This is a genomic window from Duganella aquatilis (genome assembly GCF_009674565.1).
In the GTDB taxonomy this organism is placed as follows: domain Bacteria; phylum Pseudomonadota; class Gammaproteobacteria; order Burkholderiales; family Burkholderiaceae_D; genus Rugamonas; species Rugamonas aquatilis.
On record NZ_WKJL01000007.1, the window covers coordinates 19,042 to 34,831 of the forward strand.

Sequence of the window (15,790 nt, forward strand, 5' to 3'; positions counted from 1 at the left end):
CTAAGCAACATCCTTGATGTTATGTAATTGATCCCATGCATTGGCGGTGCTCAGGAACAGCTTGCCGTTCAATTGCTGCAGCAGCGTACTATTACGTAGACGATCCATCACCGGGCCTTTCACCTCGGCCAGGTGCAGGCCGATGCCGCGCCTTTTCAGGCTCTGGTTCAGTTCCGCCAGCGCCATCAGCGCGGTGGTGTCGATCGAGCTGACCGCCGACATCACCAGCAGCAGCTGGCGCGCGCTCTGGTGCGTGGCCAGTTCGCATTCGATGCGCTGGGTCACCGACTCCATATTGCCGAAGAACAGATTGGCGTCGATGCGCAGCGCCAGCAGTTCCCGCTGCGTCTCGGCCGGATAGCGTTCGATATTGCGGAAATGCTCGCTGCCGGCAATCCGTCCCAGCACCGCGATGTGCGGCCGGCTGGCGCGCCAGATCAGCGTCCCCATCGACAGCGCGACACCGATGACCACGCCGGCCTCGACGCCCATCACCAGCACGCCGAGACAGGTCGCACCCCAGGCCAGCGCGTCGCCGCGGTCGTACTGCCAGGCGGTGCGCAGGATGCCCAGTTCCAGCATGCCCAGCACGGCGACGATGATGGTGGCGGCCAGCGTCGGCAGCGGCAGCAGCGCCAGCCAGCCGGTGGGCGCGATCAGCGCGCAGGCCAGCAGCGCCGCGGTGATCAAGCTGGCCAGCGGCGTGTTGGCGCCGGCCGCGAAGTTGACGGCGGAACGCGACAGGCTGCCCGTCACCGGAAAGCCGCCGGACAGCGCACTGGCCACGTTGGCCGCGCCGAGGCCGATCAGCTCGTGGTTGCTGACCAGCTTCTCATTGCGCTTCAGCGCCAGCGACTGCGCCGCCGACATCGACATCAGGAACACGATGAAACCGATCAGCAGCCCCGGTTGTAGCAAGACGCGCCAGTGCGCGCTCGACGACGCCAGGTTCAGATGCGGCAGGCCGGCAGGCACGGCGCCGGTGGTGCGCACGCCCATCCCGGCCAGGCCGGTGCAAGCCATCAGCGCGATACCGCCCAGCACCACCAGCATCGGCGCCAGCTTGGCGCAGACATCGGACGCCGCCGGCGACAGGCCGCAGCGCTTCAGCAGCCCGGCCAAGTACTGGCGCGCCAGCACCAGCAACAGCAGCGAACCGAGGCCCAGCGCGGCGCTGGGCACGTGCACGTGCGGCAGTTCCGCGCCCAGCAAGGTGTGAATCTGATCGTAAGCGATGACGAGCGCCGAACCGACGGTAAAGCCGCTCATCACCGGACGGGAAAAGAAGTTGGCCAGGAAGCCCATGCGCAGCAGGCCGCACAGCAGCAGCACCGCGCCCGACACCAGCGCCAGCTGCGCCGCCAGCACGCCGGCCAGTGCGGAACCCGGCGCCGCCAGCGGGCCGATCACGGCGGCCGTCATCAGCGAAATGATCGCCATCGGGCCGACCGACTGCGTCATGCTGCTGCCGAACAGGGCGTAGACGATGGGCGGCAGGATGCTGGCGTAAATCCCGACCACCGGCGACAGCCCCGCCACCAGAGCATAAGCCATGCCCTGCGGGATCATCATCATCGCCACCACCAGCCCGGCGCTGAGGTCGCCGGGAAGTTGGTCACGCCGGTAGTGCTTCAGCCATTGCAGCATCGTTGTTCCACTGTACAGAAAGACGCCAGTTTACCTTAAATGCGTTTACCAAATTAGCTCATTCGATAAACGTATAACGCGAGTTGCAAATTTTAAAACATTCATTTACTGTATTGTCGTGAAAGCCCTTATGCGCCAGCGGAGAAAACCATGTCCGACTTCACCGATGTCCGTTTCACGCTGGCGGTTCTCGACTTGGCCAGCTCCACGCACTACTACACCGCCGTTCTTGGCCTGACCATCGACTTCACCGCACCGGGCTGGACGTTTCTGTCCCGAGGCAGCTTCCGCCTCATGCTGGGCGAGTGCACGGACGCCCTTCCCCCAGCGCAGTTGGGCGACCATTCCTGGTATGGCTATGTGACGGTCTCGGACGCCGCCGCCCTGTTTGCCGAATACCAGGCAGCGGGCGTAGAGTTCACCCAGCAACTTGCCGACAAACCGTGGGGCATGCGCGAGTTCGGCATCCGCACCATCGACGGCCACCGCATCATGTTCGGCCAGGAACTGTAACAAACGCATATGGGCACACTTTCTTTGACCGCATGGTTCTTCATAGCGTTGGCTACGGTAGCGCTTGCCCTCGATGCATACGCCATACGAAAAGTATTCACCTCGTCGTTCTACGAGCCTGCGCAGCGATGGGGGCAAACCGCGCTCATATTGCTGGTGCCATTATTCGGCGCCTACCTGACTTTGTACCTGGCCCGCGAGCACGGCACGCAATTTCAGTCCCAGCCTGCCGACCACCTTCAGGAAATAGACGGCACTTGCGGAGATATTGATTATCATGGCTAACAAAAAAATGTCTCTCGATGAATTGATGGAGGTAAGCAATAACCTCCACACGAAATCACCAGCGGAATTGCTAGCCATTCAAGAGGAACTTTTTGCCTCACTTCCCCCTGAAGTACGGGAAGCATTCGCCAAAATGAAAACTGAGGCCGACGCTCGCCCACCGAGGCCCACCCTGACAGAGATTTCCGCCGAAGCGTTAAGCGTGCTGAGCGGTGAAGACCTGGACTTAGCTGTTTACGAGTATGTAGAACGCCAGCTTTCAAATTCCACAGACCGGCTAGCTGCGCTGCGCTTACTGCCTCGTGGACTACAGCTTTTTTACCTGTCGTTTATTGTTGAAGTAGAAGTCATGAACGGTGGACTTCATCAATTCTTTTGGAACCTGTCTTTCGACATGGCAGAGTTAATTGTCCCAGCACTTCGCGAACTTCAAGCCAGAGAAGCTGCTGACATATTTGAACAAGCAGTTATCGTCGCTGTTGAGGAGAGTCCCACATACCGGGAACGCAAGAAGGGGGACGGGTTTGCCGCGTACGCTGAATCAAATGCCAAGAGTGAACTTTCAAAATTCAATGATGAATTTTGTTCTTGTGCGGAGAAATTCAGAACATTGCGAGCCACATTCCTTCAATCCCACGAAGAGCAATTTCTTTCGCCGGGTTCAACCTGAATTTTCACTCTGTTGAATCTGCAGACCAAAGTCACCCTTAGCATCCAAACACATTCATCACACAATGTTCAATTGGTTATACCAGCGGCATGAAGACCTGTTGCTCGCCTACGACATAGAAATTATGCGTCAGACCTTTGCCCAGGCGTAGGCGGCATCGGCCGCCTATTCTTTGCCGTCACGGGAAGGTCAAGTCCATACCGAGCGTCCTGATCAGGACGTAGGTGACGATTCCCAGGCCCAGCAGCGACAGCACGAAGATTGCGGCGATCTTGCCGCTCGCGCGCAGCACTGCGCGCCGCTCCGCCACCCTCCCCTTCCGCCCTTGATCGTAATGCCACTTGATGGCGTAGAACATGCCCGTGCCAAGCACGAGAGCCTTGAATGCAACGAAGACTATAGGGATCCAATCCATGATTTTGTGTTTTCCAGTCTATTTAAGGAGTTGCTGCACGTTGTATGGCATACTACTTAAAAGCAATTTCCATACATTGAGACAAAATGTCCCAGTTAAAAACCATACAAGACGAAAATTTGCCAACCTGGCTGCCACGCTTGGCCCTACACGGCGGGCCACGTTTTTTGCAGATTGCGGACGCGCTGCAGGCGGCGATGGCAGCCGGATCGCTGCAACCAGGCGACCGTCTGCCTCCGCAGCGCCAGCTGGCGGCACAGCTGGACGTCGACCTGACGACGATCACGCGCGCATACGACGAAGCCAGGCGCCGCAACTTGCTGGAGGGCCGCGGTGCGCGCGGCACGTACGTGGCGGCGCCGAAAGTCGAATTGACCTCAATCCTCGACCTGAGCATGAATACCCCGCCGCCGCCGGATGGCGTCGACTTCGACGATATGTTGAAGCAAGGTTTGTCCCAAGTCCTGATGCGGGCAGACAGTGAATTGCTGATGACTTACCACCTGGCCGGCGGCAGCGACTCCGACCGCAAGGCGGGCGCCAAGTGGCTCGAACCGATGTTCGGACGTCTGGATGCGCGACAAGTGCTTGTCTGTCCGGGTGCGCAAGCGGCGATCGCCGCCCTGATCCTGGCGCTGACGGCGCCTGGCGACGTGATCCTGGCGGAGCCAACGACTTATCCCGGCTTGCGTTCCGCGGCCACCCAATTCGGCCGCCACATCATTCCGGTGGAAGCGGACCAGCACGGGATGCTGCCGGAGATGCTTGAGAAGGCATGCCGCCAACACCAGCCCGGACTGGTCTTCCTCAACCCGACCTTGCAGAACCCGACCGCCATCACCATGCCGGAACGCCGGCGCAAGGAGCTTGCCGGCATCGCGCAGCGCTGCAATGTACGCATCGTCGAGGACGATCCCTACTGGCTGCTCGCCGAAGCGCCGCCGCCACCGATTGCCACGTTGGCCCCGGAACAGGTGTACTACATCTCCACCCTGTCGAAATGCCTGACGCCCGGCCTGCGTGTCGCCTTCGTGCTGATACGCGACCCGCACGAGCGCGAACGCTTCCTGGTCGCGCTCAGATCCTTTGCGCTGATGGTCGCTCCGCTAACGGCCGCACTGGCTACGCAGTGGATACTCGACGGTTCGGCCGACGGATTGATGGAAGGCGTACGCAAGGAGGCGCGCCTGCGCCACCGCATGGCGCGGGACATTCTGGCGGGACGCTACAGCGGCGCCGGCGACGGCCTGCATGTATGGCTGGAATTGCCGGCGTATTGGAACTCCGCGCAGCTTGCGCGTGCCGCCGACAGCGAGGGGATCGCTGTCACGCCGGCGGAGGCCTTCGCAACCGGCAACGTATCCGTGAATGCCATCCGGATCTCCTTGGGAAGCATCAAGGACCGTGGACGCTTGCAGGCAGGTCTTCAACGGCTGTCTCATCTGCTTGCGCGGCGGCCCGAGGCGTTCAGCGCTGCCGTGGTTTAACTCATCCTTACATATCGGCGACATAGCACAGCTCGCCCGGCACCTTGATGGCGACCACGGTGCCTTTGCCAGGAGCGCTGCCAACCTCCAGCACCGTTCCCACCCGCTTGGCGCGTTCATGCATGCCGACCATGCCAAAATGGCGCTCATCCATACGGCGACGCAATTGGGCGTCGTCGATTCCGCAACCGTCATCGGCAATACTCAGCGCCAATCCGTCGCGCAGGTATTCGAGCTTCGCCGTGATCTGGCTGGCGGCCGCATGCCGGAACGCGTTGCCCAGCGCTTCCTGCGCAATGGCACACAGCTCCTCCTGCACCGGCGGCGCCAGCCGACGCGGCAGGCCGACGGATACCAGGTTGAACGTAACGCCTTCGTGCAATGCGGCCATCGCGTTGCCGCATCCTTCGATTTGTTCGCGGAGATCGCGACCGCTACGAAGTTGCTCCACTTGATCGCGGCCTTCGTTAATCGCCTGCTCCGCCTGTGTAAGAATCGATTCAAGCTTGATGCGAGGCTCGCTGTCCTCGGGCAGCTTGGTCAGCACCGTGTATACGCGCAGGATCAGCGCCTGTACACTTTGCAGGAAGGTATCGTGCAAGGTGCGGGCGATGCGTACGCGCTCGTCCATGCGTACTTCCAGCTGCCGCGCGATAGCCGCTGTCGCCTTGCTCAGGCGATACCGGTACACGCCATATACCGCCAGCATCGCGGCAAGCACGCACGCCAGTTGGAACCACCAGGTTTGCACGATGGTGGGCGCGATCTCCAGCTGCAGTGGAGCCACTGCCGTGCCGGCCAAGCCATCCTCGTTGACGGCGCGCAGGCTAAACGTGTAACGGCCCGGTCCCACATTGGTGTAATAGGCGGCGCGACGGCTGCCGGCGTCCTGCCATTGCGGATCGACACCGTCGAGCTTGTACTGGAAGCGCATGCCTTCCGGCTTGCGCAGGCCCGGCGCCGTATATTGGATGTTGAAGCTGCGCGTGTCCGGCGGCAGGCGCAAGGGCGATGTTGCCGGATAAGAGCGGTTGTCGACATTCACGCGCAGCAGTTGCGCCACCGGTTTGACGGGATTGGGCCGCAGCTTGGCCGTATCAAGCCGCACCAGGCCGCCACTGCCGCGCAGCCACAGCACGCCGCCGCCCATGTCGTACACGGACGGCTGACGATTGTCCAGGGTGGCCTGGCCCGGATAGCCTTCCTGCGAGTCGAACAGTTCGTATATCAGCGGAATCGCGGGCTGGCGCACCGACGCGTCCCAGTCTTCGCGGCGGATGTGGACCAGGCCGCGCGCGCCATTCAACCAGCGGTCGCCATCGGCCGTCACCGCCATGCCGCTGACGTTGCGCAGGGCCTCCACGCCGGCCGATCCAAGGGCGACGAACTTGTTGTCGCGCAGGACCGCAATACCGCGCTCGCCCGCCGCCACCAGTTGCGGACCGGGAAAGATGCCCGACTCCTGTCCCACCAGCGCAATATCGTAAGGGGTGAGCTTGCCGTTGTCGAACAACTTCAGGCTGCCGTCGTTATTGCTGAGCCACATCTGGCCGGGACCGCCCGGCGCCAGCATATAAATGCGCGGGGGGATGTTGAACTCCTTGCGATCGCGCCATCGGCCATCCATCCATGCCATCAGGCCGGCCTGCATGGAGATCACCCATAATACCTTGCCGTCGTCGAACATGCCTACCACGCTGATATCGGCCGGTTTGCCGTCCCGTTCGGGGAATGCAATGCGGCTGGACTGGCCCTGGTAGATGCGCTCGATATAGCGGTTGCCTGCGATCAGGATCGCACCGTCGCGATCCGTCGCGACCGAGGTGCCCGAGCGTTGCGGGTCGCGGACGGCGATGCCGTCGGCGCCGATGGTCCAGATACTGTGCATCTGCCCGTCGGCCACCCATAGCTTGCCCGCATTATCGCTGGCGGCATTGAGCTCGCCGGCGACGCCAACCATATGCGCTGGGATCAGCTTGTTTTCGCGAAAACGATCGATGCCTGACTTGGTGAAAATCCAGACATTCCCTTCCCGGTCTTCCAGCACGCCACGCGTGCCCAGGTCACTCAGTTGCCAGGACTGGTCGAGACGATCCGTGGCCTCGTGCTCTGGATCGAGCGCCCCGCTGCGCTGGTCGCCGGCGCGGGCCATTCGGCAAATGCCGCGCGGGCAAAGTGGCACCCAGAGATTGCCATCGCGGTCGAATTGCCCGGCGCTGCGCGCCGAGCCCTGGTTAAATGAGGGCAGCCGCTGCGCATGCTGTCCGAGCGGCGGCATCGGCACCAGTCGCACGCGGTCGTCATTACCATTGATCCACAAACGTCCATCGGGCGATTGCAGCAAGCCGCCTTGCATACCCTCGCCCTCCACCCGCACCAGTTTGTCCGTGGCACGGTCATGGCGGTACAGCGCCTGCCTGTTGGAAATCCACAAGCGACCGTATTGATCCACCACCAGGCTCTGGGTGGATTCCGCCCATTCGGCACCGCTGGCCATCACCTGCCATCGGCCTTGGGCATACCGGTACAGCCCGTTCAGGTTAATGGCCCAGATCGCCCCATCGCGGTCCAGCGTCATGGCGCGGAATGTTCCCAGCTGATTGGGGAGAGGCGGCAATTGGGTGCTGCTGCCGTCCGCATGCAGAACCATCAGGCCGTCCGGCACAAAGCTGATCAGCAGATCGCCATTATCGGCCGCGTGCAGTTTATAAACGCGGCTGCCCTTGAGCGGATAGCGTTCAAACGTCATGCCGTCAAACCGATATAGCCCGCCGCGCGTGCCCAGCCACAGCCAACCGTCCGGGGTTTGCGCCATGCTCGTGATATCGGACGGTACGCCTTCCTTCTGCGTCCAGCTGGCGTGATTGAGCTGTTCGAGCCGGAGATCTGGATTGAGCGCATGCGCACATGGCCACCACAGCAGTGAAAGCAAGCCGACCGCCAATGGCCAGTGGGATAGACGCATGAACATTCCTAATCGCAAACCCACGAGTTTAGATTGTCCACAACAATCGCACATGCCTCGATATGGTAAGTGACTGCAAAACAACAGCGATTCCAGGTGACAATGCGTGAGTCTTGTGCGTGAGCAAGGTGCTATTCTTGCCGCAGTCGACGACAGTCGGCCAAGCGCAGCCTTTCGATTGCACTAAAACTTTACGAAATCAGAAAGTCTAATGCCCGATACATCGCTTACTCTTGATGAGGCTAATTTGCTAATTCGGCCGCTCGTTCATATGGCTATTTCGTTGCCTTGGAAAGGACGTGGTTCGGCCATTTTTTTGGAGCTTGGCAACCTAGCTTCGCTTGAGCGCCCCCGACAGCGGCATCAGAATGGCGAAGCTACGATTTATATTGGATGGGATTGGCGGGTCGAAGCGGGTTCACGAGTACTTTATGGAAGCTCAAATAGTCAGCCCGAAATTAATGACGGGATCGATGCGCTTGTTGGCATCACAATTCAAAATATTACAATCCAAGGTTCCGTCCCCGAACTTTCAATAGAGTTCTCGAACGGCGCACGTTTGATGTCAGCCGCGATGTGTACAGACACTTCTGAATGGAGTATTCGATTGCCAGGCGCGGTATGGATTTCTTGCGTTGATGGGATAGTGTACGTGGGCGACGGCGTTGCGACGGGCCTGGCACCTGAGGATCAAGCAGTCTTTGAGCATGCCCGCATTACTGCGAAGCGTTGGGGCGTAGCCGTTGGAAGCGGGCAAAAAGGACGGTGTGATAGTTGCACCTACATGATACGCCTTGACGGCAATGCCGATTTTCTTGACTACGGAGTATGCACGTCGGTAGAAAGTCCTTTTGATGGTCGAGTCGTAAATATGGCCAGTGGCTGTGCATCTTTTGCTTTGCATGAAAACTGACTTCTGTTACCGGCCAAGAGCTGCCGCCCAACACATTAAACCAAGAGCGTATGAATAACTATCATTGGCTAATTCCTTTAATTGCTTGCGCAACCGTTATCGGCCTGCGATGGTATCGCGCTGGTGACGGAAACGAAACGATTTACCACATCAGAAAAAAATATTGGTATGCAGGCCTAGAGGCAATCATTCTTGCCGCTGCTATCGTCATGGCACTCAAAGCAACTAGCTGACATGGCTGCCCGGTACCGGCCAAAAGCGGCCAAACACAACATACTAGAGACAGAATAGGATGACCGATGTCGAATTCGAACTGGCAAAGTCGAGGAAAGACTGTGTCGCAATTCATAAAGGAATTGCAAACCTTCGAAAATCAAGAAATGGAAGTTCGCATATCTGATGATGGTGAGACCTCTGTTCCTATCTTGTTGGTCGGTAAGGTCAAAGGGCGATTCGCGATGCTGGAGAATTGTGAGGAAACGCCCAGTGTACTTAGCCACTGAGATTGAAAAAGGCTGCGCTCGGCCAAAAGCAGACCTCGAAGAAGCGGCACAGATATTTTATGAAATCACGTCTACCTTACATTGCCGCACTGTTGCTCGCACAGGTCCCTACAGCTTTCGCCGGACCTGACAGCTGCATGAAATATGAGCCTAAAACGGTAGCGGTCATTGGGAAGTTACACAGAGAGACGTTCCCTGGCCGCCCCAATTTTGAGAGTGTGGCAAATGGGGATGAGGCGGAAACCGGTTTCTACTTATCATTGGAGTCTCCTATTTGCACGGTGGGCGGTAGCGGTGCCGATCAAGTCTCCTTTGAATCGGTTCGTAAAATTCAGCTTGTACTTAACGAAAAGCAGTACGCCTTTCTTAGGCCAAAACTGGGGACGAAAGTTATACTGCAAGGGCAATTATTTTCAGCGCATACCGGTCACCATCACGCTGACGTTTTGATGCGAGTTTCTAACTAGATTAGGCAACAATCGGTCAATAGCGGCCTTACGATAAATCAACCTGCAACTTCGGGATACCCTACATGAAGTTTTTGCAAAGTGAGCGCGAGACGCTGATAGGCTTCGTCAAGAACGCGGTGGATTATTGCGAAAATATCGAAAGTGGAAATTCAAAAGCAGCCAATTTAGCGGAAAAACGAAATAATAAAATTGTCGCGCAATTGGGTGATTTTTCTACTGATTTTCTCAAGCCGCTTTTGAGTTACCCTTCGAACTCCGTCCGTTTTGTAGCAGCCGCGCATTTAATGAAGACCGAAGTCAGGGATGATGCTGCAAAGGTATTGCACAATTTAGCACGGTGTCCGTCAGGATTAATGGCATTGAGCGCTAGGGCAATTTTGGATATCTATAGCAATGTGTCTTAAATCTAAAGGATAGTATTCGCCGTTCTTATACACACTAACGGCACCTGATCGTCAACTAACTGGGTTTGATAATAGTTGCGACTGTCCGATAAGGGGCCAGACTGTGTGAAAACGCGTCCTAAATGTAAACGAGATTCTTTCTAAAGCGTTGATAGCTCATCTGACGCCATCAGGAGAGTAGGATGAAGCGTTTTGTCGAAGGAACCGACCGCAGCCAGAGTGTTCTCTTTCCCGAGCATCTGGACGACTATGTTGCAGAAGACAACATCGTTCGGATCGTGGAGGCATTCATCGAAGCGCTTGACCTCAAGGCGCTTGGCTTTGCCGGCGCCGAGCCAGCACGCACCGGTCGCCCATCCTATCATCCTGCAGTTCTCCTTGGGATCTACATCTACGGCTACCTGAATCGTATCCAGTCCAGCCGGCGCCTGGAGCGCGAGGCCCAGCGCAATGTCGAACTGATGTGGCTCACCGGCAGGCTATCACCGGACTTTAAAACCATCGCTGATTTTCGCAAGGATAATGGCCCTGCTATCTGCCAGGTATGCCGTCAATTTGTTCAGGTATGCCGCCGGCTTGATGTTTTCTCCGACAGCAGCGTGGCCATCGATGGCAGCAAGTTCAAAGCGGTGAATAATCGCGACCGCAACTTCACCAATAACAAGCTTGAAGCCCGCGTCGAGCAGCTGGAGGAAAGCATCAAGCGCTACATGGACGAGCTTGACCGCGCCGACCGCGATCCTATGTTTGTCGCCGAAACTCGCTTGACCCGTATCAAAGAAAAAATCGCAGGTCTGAAAGAACAGATTGAAAACCTGGCTGAACTCAACAAGCAATTAAAGCAGGCGCCAGATCAGCAGATCTCGTTGACCGATCCTGATGCACGCTCGATGTCGACGAGTGGTCGAGGCACCGCCACTGTCGGGTACAACGTCCAATCTGCCGTCGACACCAAGCACCACTTAATCGTGGCGCATGAAGTCACCAACGTAGGAAATGATCGCGCGCAACTTGCGTCAATGGCCAAGCAAGCCAACGAGGTACTTGAAAAAGAACATCTGGAAGTGTATGCCGATCGCGGCTACTACAGCGGCCCCGAAATTTTGGCGTGCGAGGAGTCGGGGATGGTGCCTTTAGTTCCTAAGCCACTCACTTCGGGCAATCGTGCAAAGGGGCTCTTCGATAAACGCGACTTCCGATATCTGCCCGAGAGCGATGAGTTCCAATGTCCTGCCGGAGAACGCGCGATACGACGATTCAGCACGCTGGAAAAAGGGCTGCTGTTTTACAAATACTGGTCGTCATCTTGTCCCAAGTGCCCGATAAAATCTCAGTGCACCACGGGGACAAATCGCCGCATCGCCCGCTGGGAACATGAAGATGCCCTCGATCGGATGAGCAAGCGGTTAGCTGAGCGCGGAGACGTCGCGAGAGTCAGGCGGCAAACTGTCGAACATCCATTCGGCACGTTAAAAGCCTGGATGGGAGCTACGCATTTCCTAACTCGAACTTTGCCGCGCGTGAAAACAGAGATGAGCTTACATGTTCTAGCCTACAATTTGAAACGCGTGGTGAACATCATGGGTCACCAGGGGCTGAAAGCGGCGTTGTTGGGGCTGGCGTGAGCCCCTTTTTAACGTCGACTTGCGCGTCCGATAAAGTCGGCACTTGCACTACGCGGTGTTCGCGCCATAGAAACTCGGGTTTTCACACAGCCTGGGGCGCAAGCCGCCGATCGCCTGCCCACAATCCCCATATTCCATCCTGACTAGTCCGGCATCCTGCAGTATCATTCTTAGCGACGACACAACCTGTATCCCAATCGGAGACCTACATGAAACGCGTAACCGGCATCGGCGGTATTTTCTTCCACGCGAAAGATCCTGTGGCGCTGCGCGCCTGGTACAAGGATCATCTCGGCATCGACGTGCAGGTGTGGGGCGGCGCGGCCTTCACGTGGGAAGGCAAGGAAACGACTGTCTGGTCGATCGGTCCGGCGGACAACGGTCACTTCGAACCGAGCACCGCGCCGTTCATGATCAACTACCGCGTCGACGACCTGACCGCCCTGCTCCAGGCCCTGCGCGACGAAGGCTGCCAGGTGCTCGACAAGACCGACGACTCGGAATACGGCAAGTTCGGCTGGGTCATCGACCCGGAAGGCAACAAGGTCGAGCTGTGGCAGCCGCCGGCCGGCCAGTAAGCGCCTAGCGCGGCAGCGCGTCGCGCGCCGCCGCCAGCACTTCGGCCGACAGCGCCTCGTCGTCGACCGCGCGCGACAGCACAATGGCGCCGACCATGGCGGCATATTGCGCCAGCGCCTGCTTGCGCTGCTCGGCCGCATCCACGCCGGGCATCAGCTGCTGCAACACGGCGATCTGGCCGCGCGCGCCTTCGGTCAGCGCGTGGCGAGCCTTGTCGCCCAGCCGGCCGATGTCCGATCCCAACGACGTAACGGCGCAGCCACTCTCCGGATGATCGCGATGCGTCTCGCTCAGGTAGCTGGCGCGGATCTTGTCCAGTGCCGCATCGCGACCATCGGCCATGAAGCCTTCCCAGCGCTCCACCGACTTCTTCAGCGCATGCGCGGCGGCTTCGGCCAGCAGGTCTTCCTTGGACTCAAAGTGGCCGTAAAAGCCGCCGTGCGTCAGCCCTGCGCTCTTCATCAGATCGGACACGCCGATACCGTCATATCCCTTTTCGCGGAACAGCCGCGCGGCCGTTTCGACGATGCGCTCGCGGTTGAGCGCCACTTGTTCCCTGCTGACTTTCATTTTCGACTCCCACCTCTAATCTATTGACATTATATATTACGGGCATAATATATCAATCATTACGATCATCATTAAAGGAAGCCATCATGAAAGCAGTCATCAGTGCCTATGCCCGTTCGCCCTTTCATTTCGCCCGCAAGGGCAAGCTGGCCGAGGTCCGCCCGGACGATCTGGGTGCGCAGGTGGTCAAGGGCCTGATCCAGCGCACCGGCGTCGATCCGAAGTTGCTGGATGACGTGATCCTCGGCTGCGCTTATCCGGAATCCTCGCAGGGCAACAACCTGGCGCGCATCGTCTCGCTGCTGGCCGGCTTCCCGCATGAAGTCAGCGCCATGACCATCAACCGCTTCTGCGGCTCCTCGATGTCGGCCATCCATATCGCCGCCGCCAATATCGAGGCCGGCCTGGGCGAAGCTTATCTGTGCGTCGGCGTCGAGTCGATGACCATGGTGCCGCAGGGCGGCTTCAACTTCTCGCCGAATCCGCATCTGCTGGCTGAAACCGACGCCTACATCAGCATGGGCGACACCGCCGAAAACGTCGCCCGCAAATACGAGATCGCGCGCGCCGACCAGGAAGTGCTGGCGCTGCAATCGCACCAGAAAGCCGCCGCCGCGCGTGCAGCCGGTTTGCTGAAGGATGAAATCATTCCGATCACCACCGCCAGCGGCGAAGTGATCGCCGAAGACGGCTGCATCCGTCCCGGCACCACGCTGGAAGCGCTGGCGTCGCTGAAACCGGTGTTCGATCCCGAGCACGGCGTGGTCACCGCCGGCACCTCGTCGCCGCTGACCGACGGCGCCTCGGCGGTGCTGGTCACCAGCGAGGAATTCGCCCGCAAGCATGGCCTGAAGCCGAGCGCGCGCATCGTCTCGATGGCGGCTGTGGGCGTCGATCCGGCGTTGATGGGCATCGGTCCGATTCCGGCCACGCAAAAAGCCCTCAGCATCGCCGGCCTGAAAGCGGAGGACATCGATGTGGCGGAGATTAACGAAGCCTTCGCCTCGCAGGCGCTGGCCTGCGTGCGCGAGCTGGGCATCAAGCCGGAAGCGTTGAATATCGATGGCGGCGGCATGGCCATCGGCCATCCGCTGGGCGCCACCGGCGCGCGCATCACCGGCAAGGCGGCGGCGCTGCTGGAACGCACCGGCGGCCGTTACGCGCTGGCCGCGCAGTGCATCGGCGGCGGCCAGGGGATCGCCACCATCCTGGAAAAGCTCTAAGCGGCCACCTTGATGCAGTTGCGGCCCGCGCGCTTGGCGCGGTGCAGCGCTGTATCGAGGCGATCGAGCACGGCGCCGCTGCCCTCTTCCTGCCCCACCTGCACCACGCCCAGCGCGATGCTGATGGTGGCGCCGAAGTCGGCGCCCGGCAGGTCGGCTTCGGCAATCGCGCCGCGCAGCTTTTCCGCCAGCCGCACCGCGTCCTCCGAGGTGGTGTGGGTGGCGACGATCAGGAATTCCTCGCCGCGCATGCGCGCCAGCGTGTCCGACGTGCGCAGGCGGCCCATCACCGTTTCGGCCACTTTGCGCAAGGTGATGTCGCCTACCTGCGTACCGTATAAATCGTTGGAGGAGCGGAAGCTGCTCACATCAAACGACAGCAGCGCCAGCGGCAGGCCATAGCGGCGCGCGCGGCGGATTTCGTTGTCCAGCGCATCCTCGCCGGCGCGGCGGTTGGCGGCGCCGGTGACGCCGTCCACGGTGCTCATCAGCGACAGCTGGCCGGACAGCGCATCGTTCTGATGCTTCAACTCGCTCATGCCCAGGCCGAAGCTGACAAACTGCGCCAGGCTGGCGAAGCAGGCAAACTGCTCGCGCGAGAAGCTGATATGACGGTCGAACATCAGGCAGATGGCGCCCATTTCCGGACCGCCCGGATCGGCGCGCAGCGGCAGCGCCAGCACCATGCGCACATTGCGGTCATGCAGCGCCATCGCCAGTTCGGGATCGCCGGCTTTCTCCGGCGCGTCCATCAGCACCAGCTCGCCGCGCGCCACCGCCATCAGCGGCGGGAACACGTCGCGCAGCGGCGATTGCAGCAGGCGGTCGCGCCGTTGCAGCAGCCGGCTCAGATCGAGGTGGTTGCGCGCTTCCTGCGCCACCAGTTGCAGGTCGCCGCGCGCCTTCATGTGCAGCACCGCGGTGTGGCGCACGCCGGGGAAATTACACAGGGCCAGGCAAATCTGCGAGGACATGCTGGCGATGCTGTCGATGCCGCCCAGCGCGCGCTGCAGGCTGCGCTGCACGCCGAGCAGGTCGCGCAGCTCCTTTTCCTTGTCCAGCAACTCCTGCTGCATGGCGGCGGCCGGATCGGCCGGCACGGCCAGCGCCTGTCTCACGGCCTGCTGCAACTCGTCGTTGAGCACCGGGCAGATACGGTAGTCGAAGGCGCCATACGCCATCAGTTCCGGCAGCCAGGCGGTGTGTTCATAGGCGCACAGCAGTAGGACCGGTGCGCCCGCGCGGCCGCGTATCAATGCGCCGACGCCGGCCAGCTGGCTCAGTTGCTGAAAGCCGCTCAGGTCGAGGATCAGCAGATCGGCCTCGCGCCGCACCAGCTCGGCGCCGACCGTATCCACGTGGTCGCACATCACCAGCTGCGAGAACATTTCGCCGCAACAGGACTGGAATTCCGCCCTGCGTTCCGGGGCGGGATGGAAAAACACGCCAGTGCTGTTCGACCGACTGTAGACGTGCGACATGATGTTGCCCCCTAGTATTTATAATTTGTTTCTCTCTCGA

Annotated in this window: 16 protein-coding genes; 11 read left to right on the forward strand and 5 right to left on the reverse strand. The window is 59.6% G+C overall.

Annotated elements, in window-relative coordinates; all coding sequences use genetic code 11:
- Positions 1–1,647: a SulP family inorganic anion transporter gene (locus GJ698_RS11780; protein WP_154357821.1), complete on the reverse strand. Its 1,647-nt coding sequence runs from the start codon at positions 1,645–1,647 to the stop codon at positions 1–3.
- Positions 1,648–1,797: 150 nt separating this feature from the next.
- Between GJ698_RS11780 and GJ698_RS11785 the strand changes: the two genes are divergently transcribed.
- Genes GJ698_RS11785 through GJ698_RS11795 form a run of 3 tightly spaced genes read left to right on the forward strand, consistent with a single transcriptional unit; the run spans position 1,798 to position 3,115 of the window.
- Positions 1,798–2,160, forward strand: coding sequence for a VOC family protein (locus GJ698_RS11785; RefSeq protein WP_154357822.1), 363 nt, complete (start codon positions 1,798–1,800; stop codon positions 2,158–2,160).
- Between the two features lie 9 nt (positions 2,161–2,169).
- A complete protein-coding gene (locus GJ698_RS11790) occupies positions 2,170–2,445 on the forward strand; it encodes a hypothetical protein (protein WP_154357823.1) in 276 nt (91 codons plus the stop codon).
- Complete coding sequence (locus GJ698_RS11795; RefSeq protein ID WP_154357824.1) at positions 2,438–3,115, forward strand: DMP19 family protein; 678 nt, start codon at positions 2,438–2,440, stop codon at positions 3,113–3,115. The genes GJ698_RS11790 and GJ698_RS11795 overlap by 8 nt, the downstream gene beginning before the upstream one ends.
- A 178-nt stretch (positions 3,116–3,293) precedes the next feature.
- Here the strand turns inward: GJ698_RS11795 and GJ698_RS11800 are convergent, their stop codons facing one another.
- A complete protein-coding gene (locus GJ698_RS11800) occupies positions 3,294–3,530 on the reverse strand; it encodes a hypothetical protein (protein ID WP_154357825.1) in 237 nt (78 codons plus the stop codon).
- 86 nt (positions 3,531–3,616) lie between these two features.
- Here GJ698_RS11800 and GJ698_RS11805 point away from each other — a divergent pair, with 86 nt between their 5' ends.
- Positions 3,617–5,017: an aminotransferase-like domain-containing protein gene (locus tag GJ698_RS11805; protein WP_154357826.1), complete on the forward strand. Its 1,401-nt coding sequence runs from the start codon at positions 3,617–3,619 to the stop codon at positions 5,015–5,017.
- A 7-nt stretch (positions 5,018–5,024) separates the two neighbouring features.
- On the opposite strand, the gene GJ698_RS11810 is transcribed toward GJ698_RS11805, so the two are convergent.
- The gene (locus GJ698_RS11810; RefSeq protein WP_166454854.1) at positions 5,025–7,982 is read right to left on the reverse strand and encodes a sensor histidine kinase; all 2,958 of its coding nucleotides are present in this window, start codon (positions 7,980–7,982) and stop codon (positions 5,025–5,027) included.
- Positions 7,983–8,193: 211 nt separating this feature from the next.
- Between GJ698_RS11810 and GJ698_RS11815 the strand changes: the two genes are divergently transcribed.
- The 6 genes from GJ698_RS11815 to GJ698_RS11840 all read left to right on the forward strand — a co-directional run bounded on the left by GJ698_RS11815 (position 8,194) and on the right by GJ698_RS11840 (position 12,475).
- Entirely contained in the window at positions 8,194–8,895 is a 702-nt protein-coding gene (locus GJ698_RS11815; RefSeq protein WP_154357828.1) for a DUF3027 domain-containing protein, read from the forward strand.
- A gap of 50 nt (positions 8,896–8,945) precedes the next feature.
- Positions 8,946–9,128, forward strand: a complete 183-nt coding sequence (locus GJ698_RS11820) for a hypothetical protein (protein ID WP_154357829.1) — start codon at positions 8,946–8,948, stop codon at positions 9,126–9,128.
- Between the two features lie 407 nt (positions 9,129–9,535).
- Entirely contained in the window at positions 9,536–9,865 is a 330-nt protein-coding gene (locus tag GJ698_RS31415) for a DUF4431 domain-containing protein (RefSeq protein WP_371865279.1), read from the forward strand.
- Positions 9,866–9,930: 65 nt separating this feature from the next.
- On the forward strand, positions 9,931–10,272 hold the full coding sequence (locus GJ698_RS11830) for a hypothetical protein (protein WP_154357831.1): 342 nt from the start codon (positions 9,931–9,933) through the stop codon (positions 10,270–10,272).
- A gap of 182 nt (positions 10,273–10,454) precedes the next feature.
- Entirely contained in the window at positions 10,455–11,897 is a 1,443-nt protein-coding gene (locus GJ698_RS11835; RefSeq protein ID WP_154357832.1) for an IS1182 family transposase, read from the forward strand.
- A 209-nt stretch (positions 11,898–12,106) separates the two neighbouring features.
- The gene (locus GJ698_RS11840) at positions 12,107–12,475 is read left to right on the forward strand and encodes a VOC family protein (RefSeq protein ID WP_154357833.1); all 369 of its coding nucleotides are present in this window, start codon (positions 12,107–12,109) and stop codon (positions 12,473–12,475) included.
- A gap of 4 nt (positions 12,476–12,479) precedes the next feature.
- On the opposite strand, the gene GJ698_RS11845 is transcribed toward GJ698_RS11840, so the two are convergent.
- Positions 12,480–13,046, reverse strand: a complete 567-nt coding sequence (locus GJ698_RS11845) for a TetR/AcrR family transcriptional regulator (RefSeq protein ID WP_154357834.1) — start codon at positions 13,044–13,046, stop codon at positions 12,480–12,482.
- Positions 13,047–13,132: 86 nt separating this feature from the next.
- Here GJ698_RS11845 and GJ698_RS11850 point away from each other — a divergent pair, with 86 nt between their 5' ends.
- Positions 13,133–14,269, forward strand: coding sequence for a thiolase family protein (locus tag GJ698_RS11850; RefSeq protein WP_154357835.1), 1,137 nt, complete (start codon positions 13,133–13,135; stop codon positions 14,267–14,269).
- Here the strand turns inward: GJ698_RS11850 and GJ698_RS11855 are convergent.
- Entirely contained in the window at positions 14,266–15,750 is a 1,485-nt protein-coding gene (locus GJ698_RS11855; RefSeq protein ID WP_154357836.1) for a GGDEF domain-containing response regulator, read from the reverse strand. The genes GJ698_RS11850 and GJ698_RS11855 overlap by 4 nt on opposite strands.
- Between the last annotated feature and the right edge of the window lie 40 nt (positions 15,751–15,790).

What these genes read in the sequence shown, in the direction of transcription:
- GJ698_RS11780 (WP_154357821.1), bottom strand. Translation starts at nt 1,647, where the DNA reads ATGCTGCAATGGCTGAAGCACTACCGGCGTGACCAACTTCCCGGCGAC.
- GJ698_RS11785 (WP_154357822.1), top strand. Translation starts at nt 1,798, where the DNA reads ATGTCCGACTTCACCGATGTCCGTTTCACGCTGGCGGTTCTCGACTTG.
- GJ698_RS11790 (WP_154357823.1), top strand. Translation starts at nt 2,170, where the DNA reads ATGGGCACACTTTCTTTGACCGCATGGTTCTTCATAGCGTTGGCTACG.
- GJ698_RS11795 (WP_154357824.1), top strand. Translation starts at nt 2,438, where the DNA reads ATGGCTAACAAAAAAATGTCTCTCGATGAATTGATGGAGGTAAGCAAT.
- GJ698_RS11800 (WP_154357825.1), bottom strand. Translation starts at nt 3,530, where the DNA reads ATGGATTGGATCCCTATAGTCTTCGTTGCATTCAAGGCTCTCGTGCTT.
- GJ698_RS11805 (WP_154357826.1), top strand. Translation starts at nt 3,617, where the DNA reads ATGTCCCAGTTAAAAACCATACAAGACGAAAATTTGCCAACCTGGCTG.
- GJ698_RS11810 (WP_166454854.1), bottom strand. Translation starts at nt 7,982, where the DNA reads ATGCGTCTATCCCACTGGCCATTGGCGGTCGGCTTGCTTTCACTGCTG.
- GJ698_RS11815 (WP_154357828.1), top strand. Translation starts at nt 8,194, where the DNA reads ATGCCCGATACATCGCTTACTCTTGATGAGGCTAATTTGCTAATTCGG.
- GJ698_RS11820 (WP_154357829.1), top strand. Translation starts at nt 8,946, where the DNA reads ATGAATAACTATCATTGGCTAATTCCTTTAATTGCTTGCGCAACCGTT.
- GJ698_RS31415 (WP_371865279.1), top strand. Translation starts at nt 9,536, where the DNA reads ATGAAATATGAGCCTAAAACGGTAGCGGTCATTGGGAAGTTACACAGA.
- GJ698_RS11830 (WP_154357831.1), top strand. Translation starts at nt 9,931, where the DNA reads ATGAAGTTTTTGCAAAGTGAGCGCGAGACGCTGATAGGCTTCGTCAAG.
- GJ698_RS11835 (WP_154357832.1), top strand. Translation starts at nt 10,455, where the DNA reads ATGAAGCGTTTTGTCGAAGGAACCGACCGCAGCCAGAGTGTTCTCTTT.
- GJ698_RS11840 (WP_154357833.1), top strand. Translation starts at nt 12,107, where the DNA reads ATGAAACGCGTAACCGGCATCGGCGGTATTTTCTTCCACGCGAAAGAT.
- GJ698_RS11845 (WP_154357834.1), bottom strand. Translation starts at nt 13,046, where the DNA reads ATGAAAGTCAGCAGGGAACAAGTGGCGCTCAACCGCGAGCGCATCGTC.
- GJ698_RS11850 (WP_154357835.1), top strand. Translation starts at nt 13,133, where the DNA reads ATGAAAGCAGTCATCAGTGCCTATGCCCGTTCGCCCTTTCATTTCGCC.
- GJ698_RS11855 (WP_154357836.1), bottom strand. Translation starts at nt 15,750, where the DNA reads ATGTCGCACGTCTACAGTCGGTCGAACAGCACTGGCGTGTTTTTCCAT.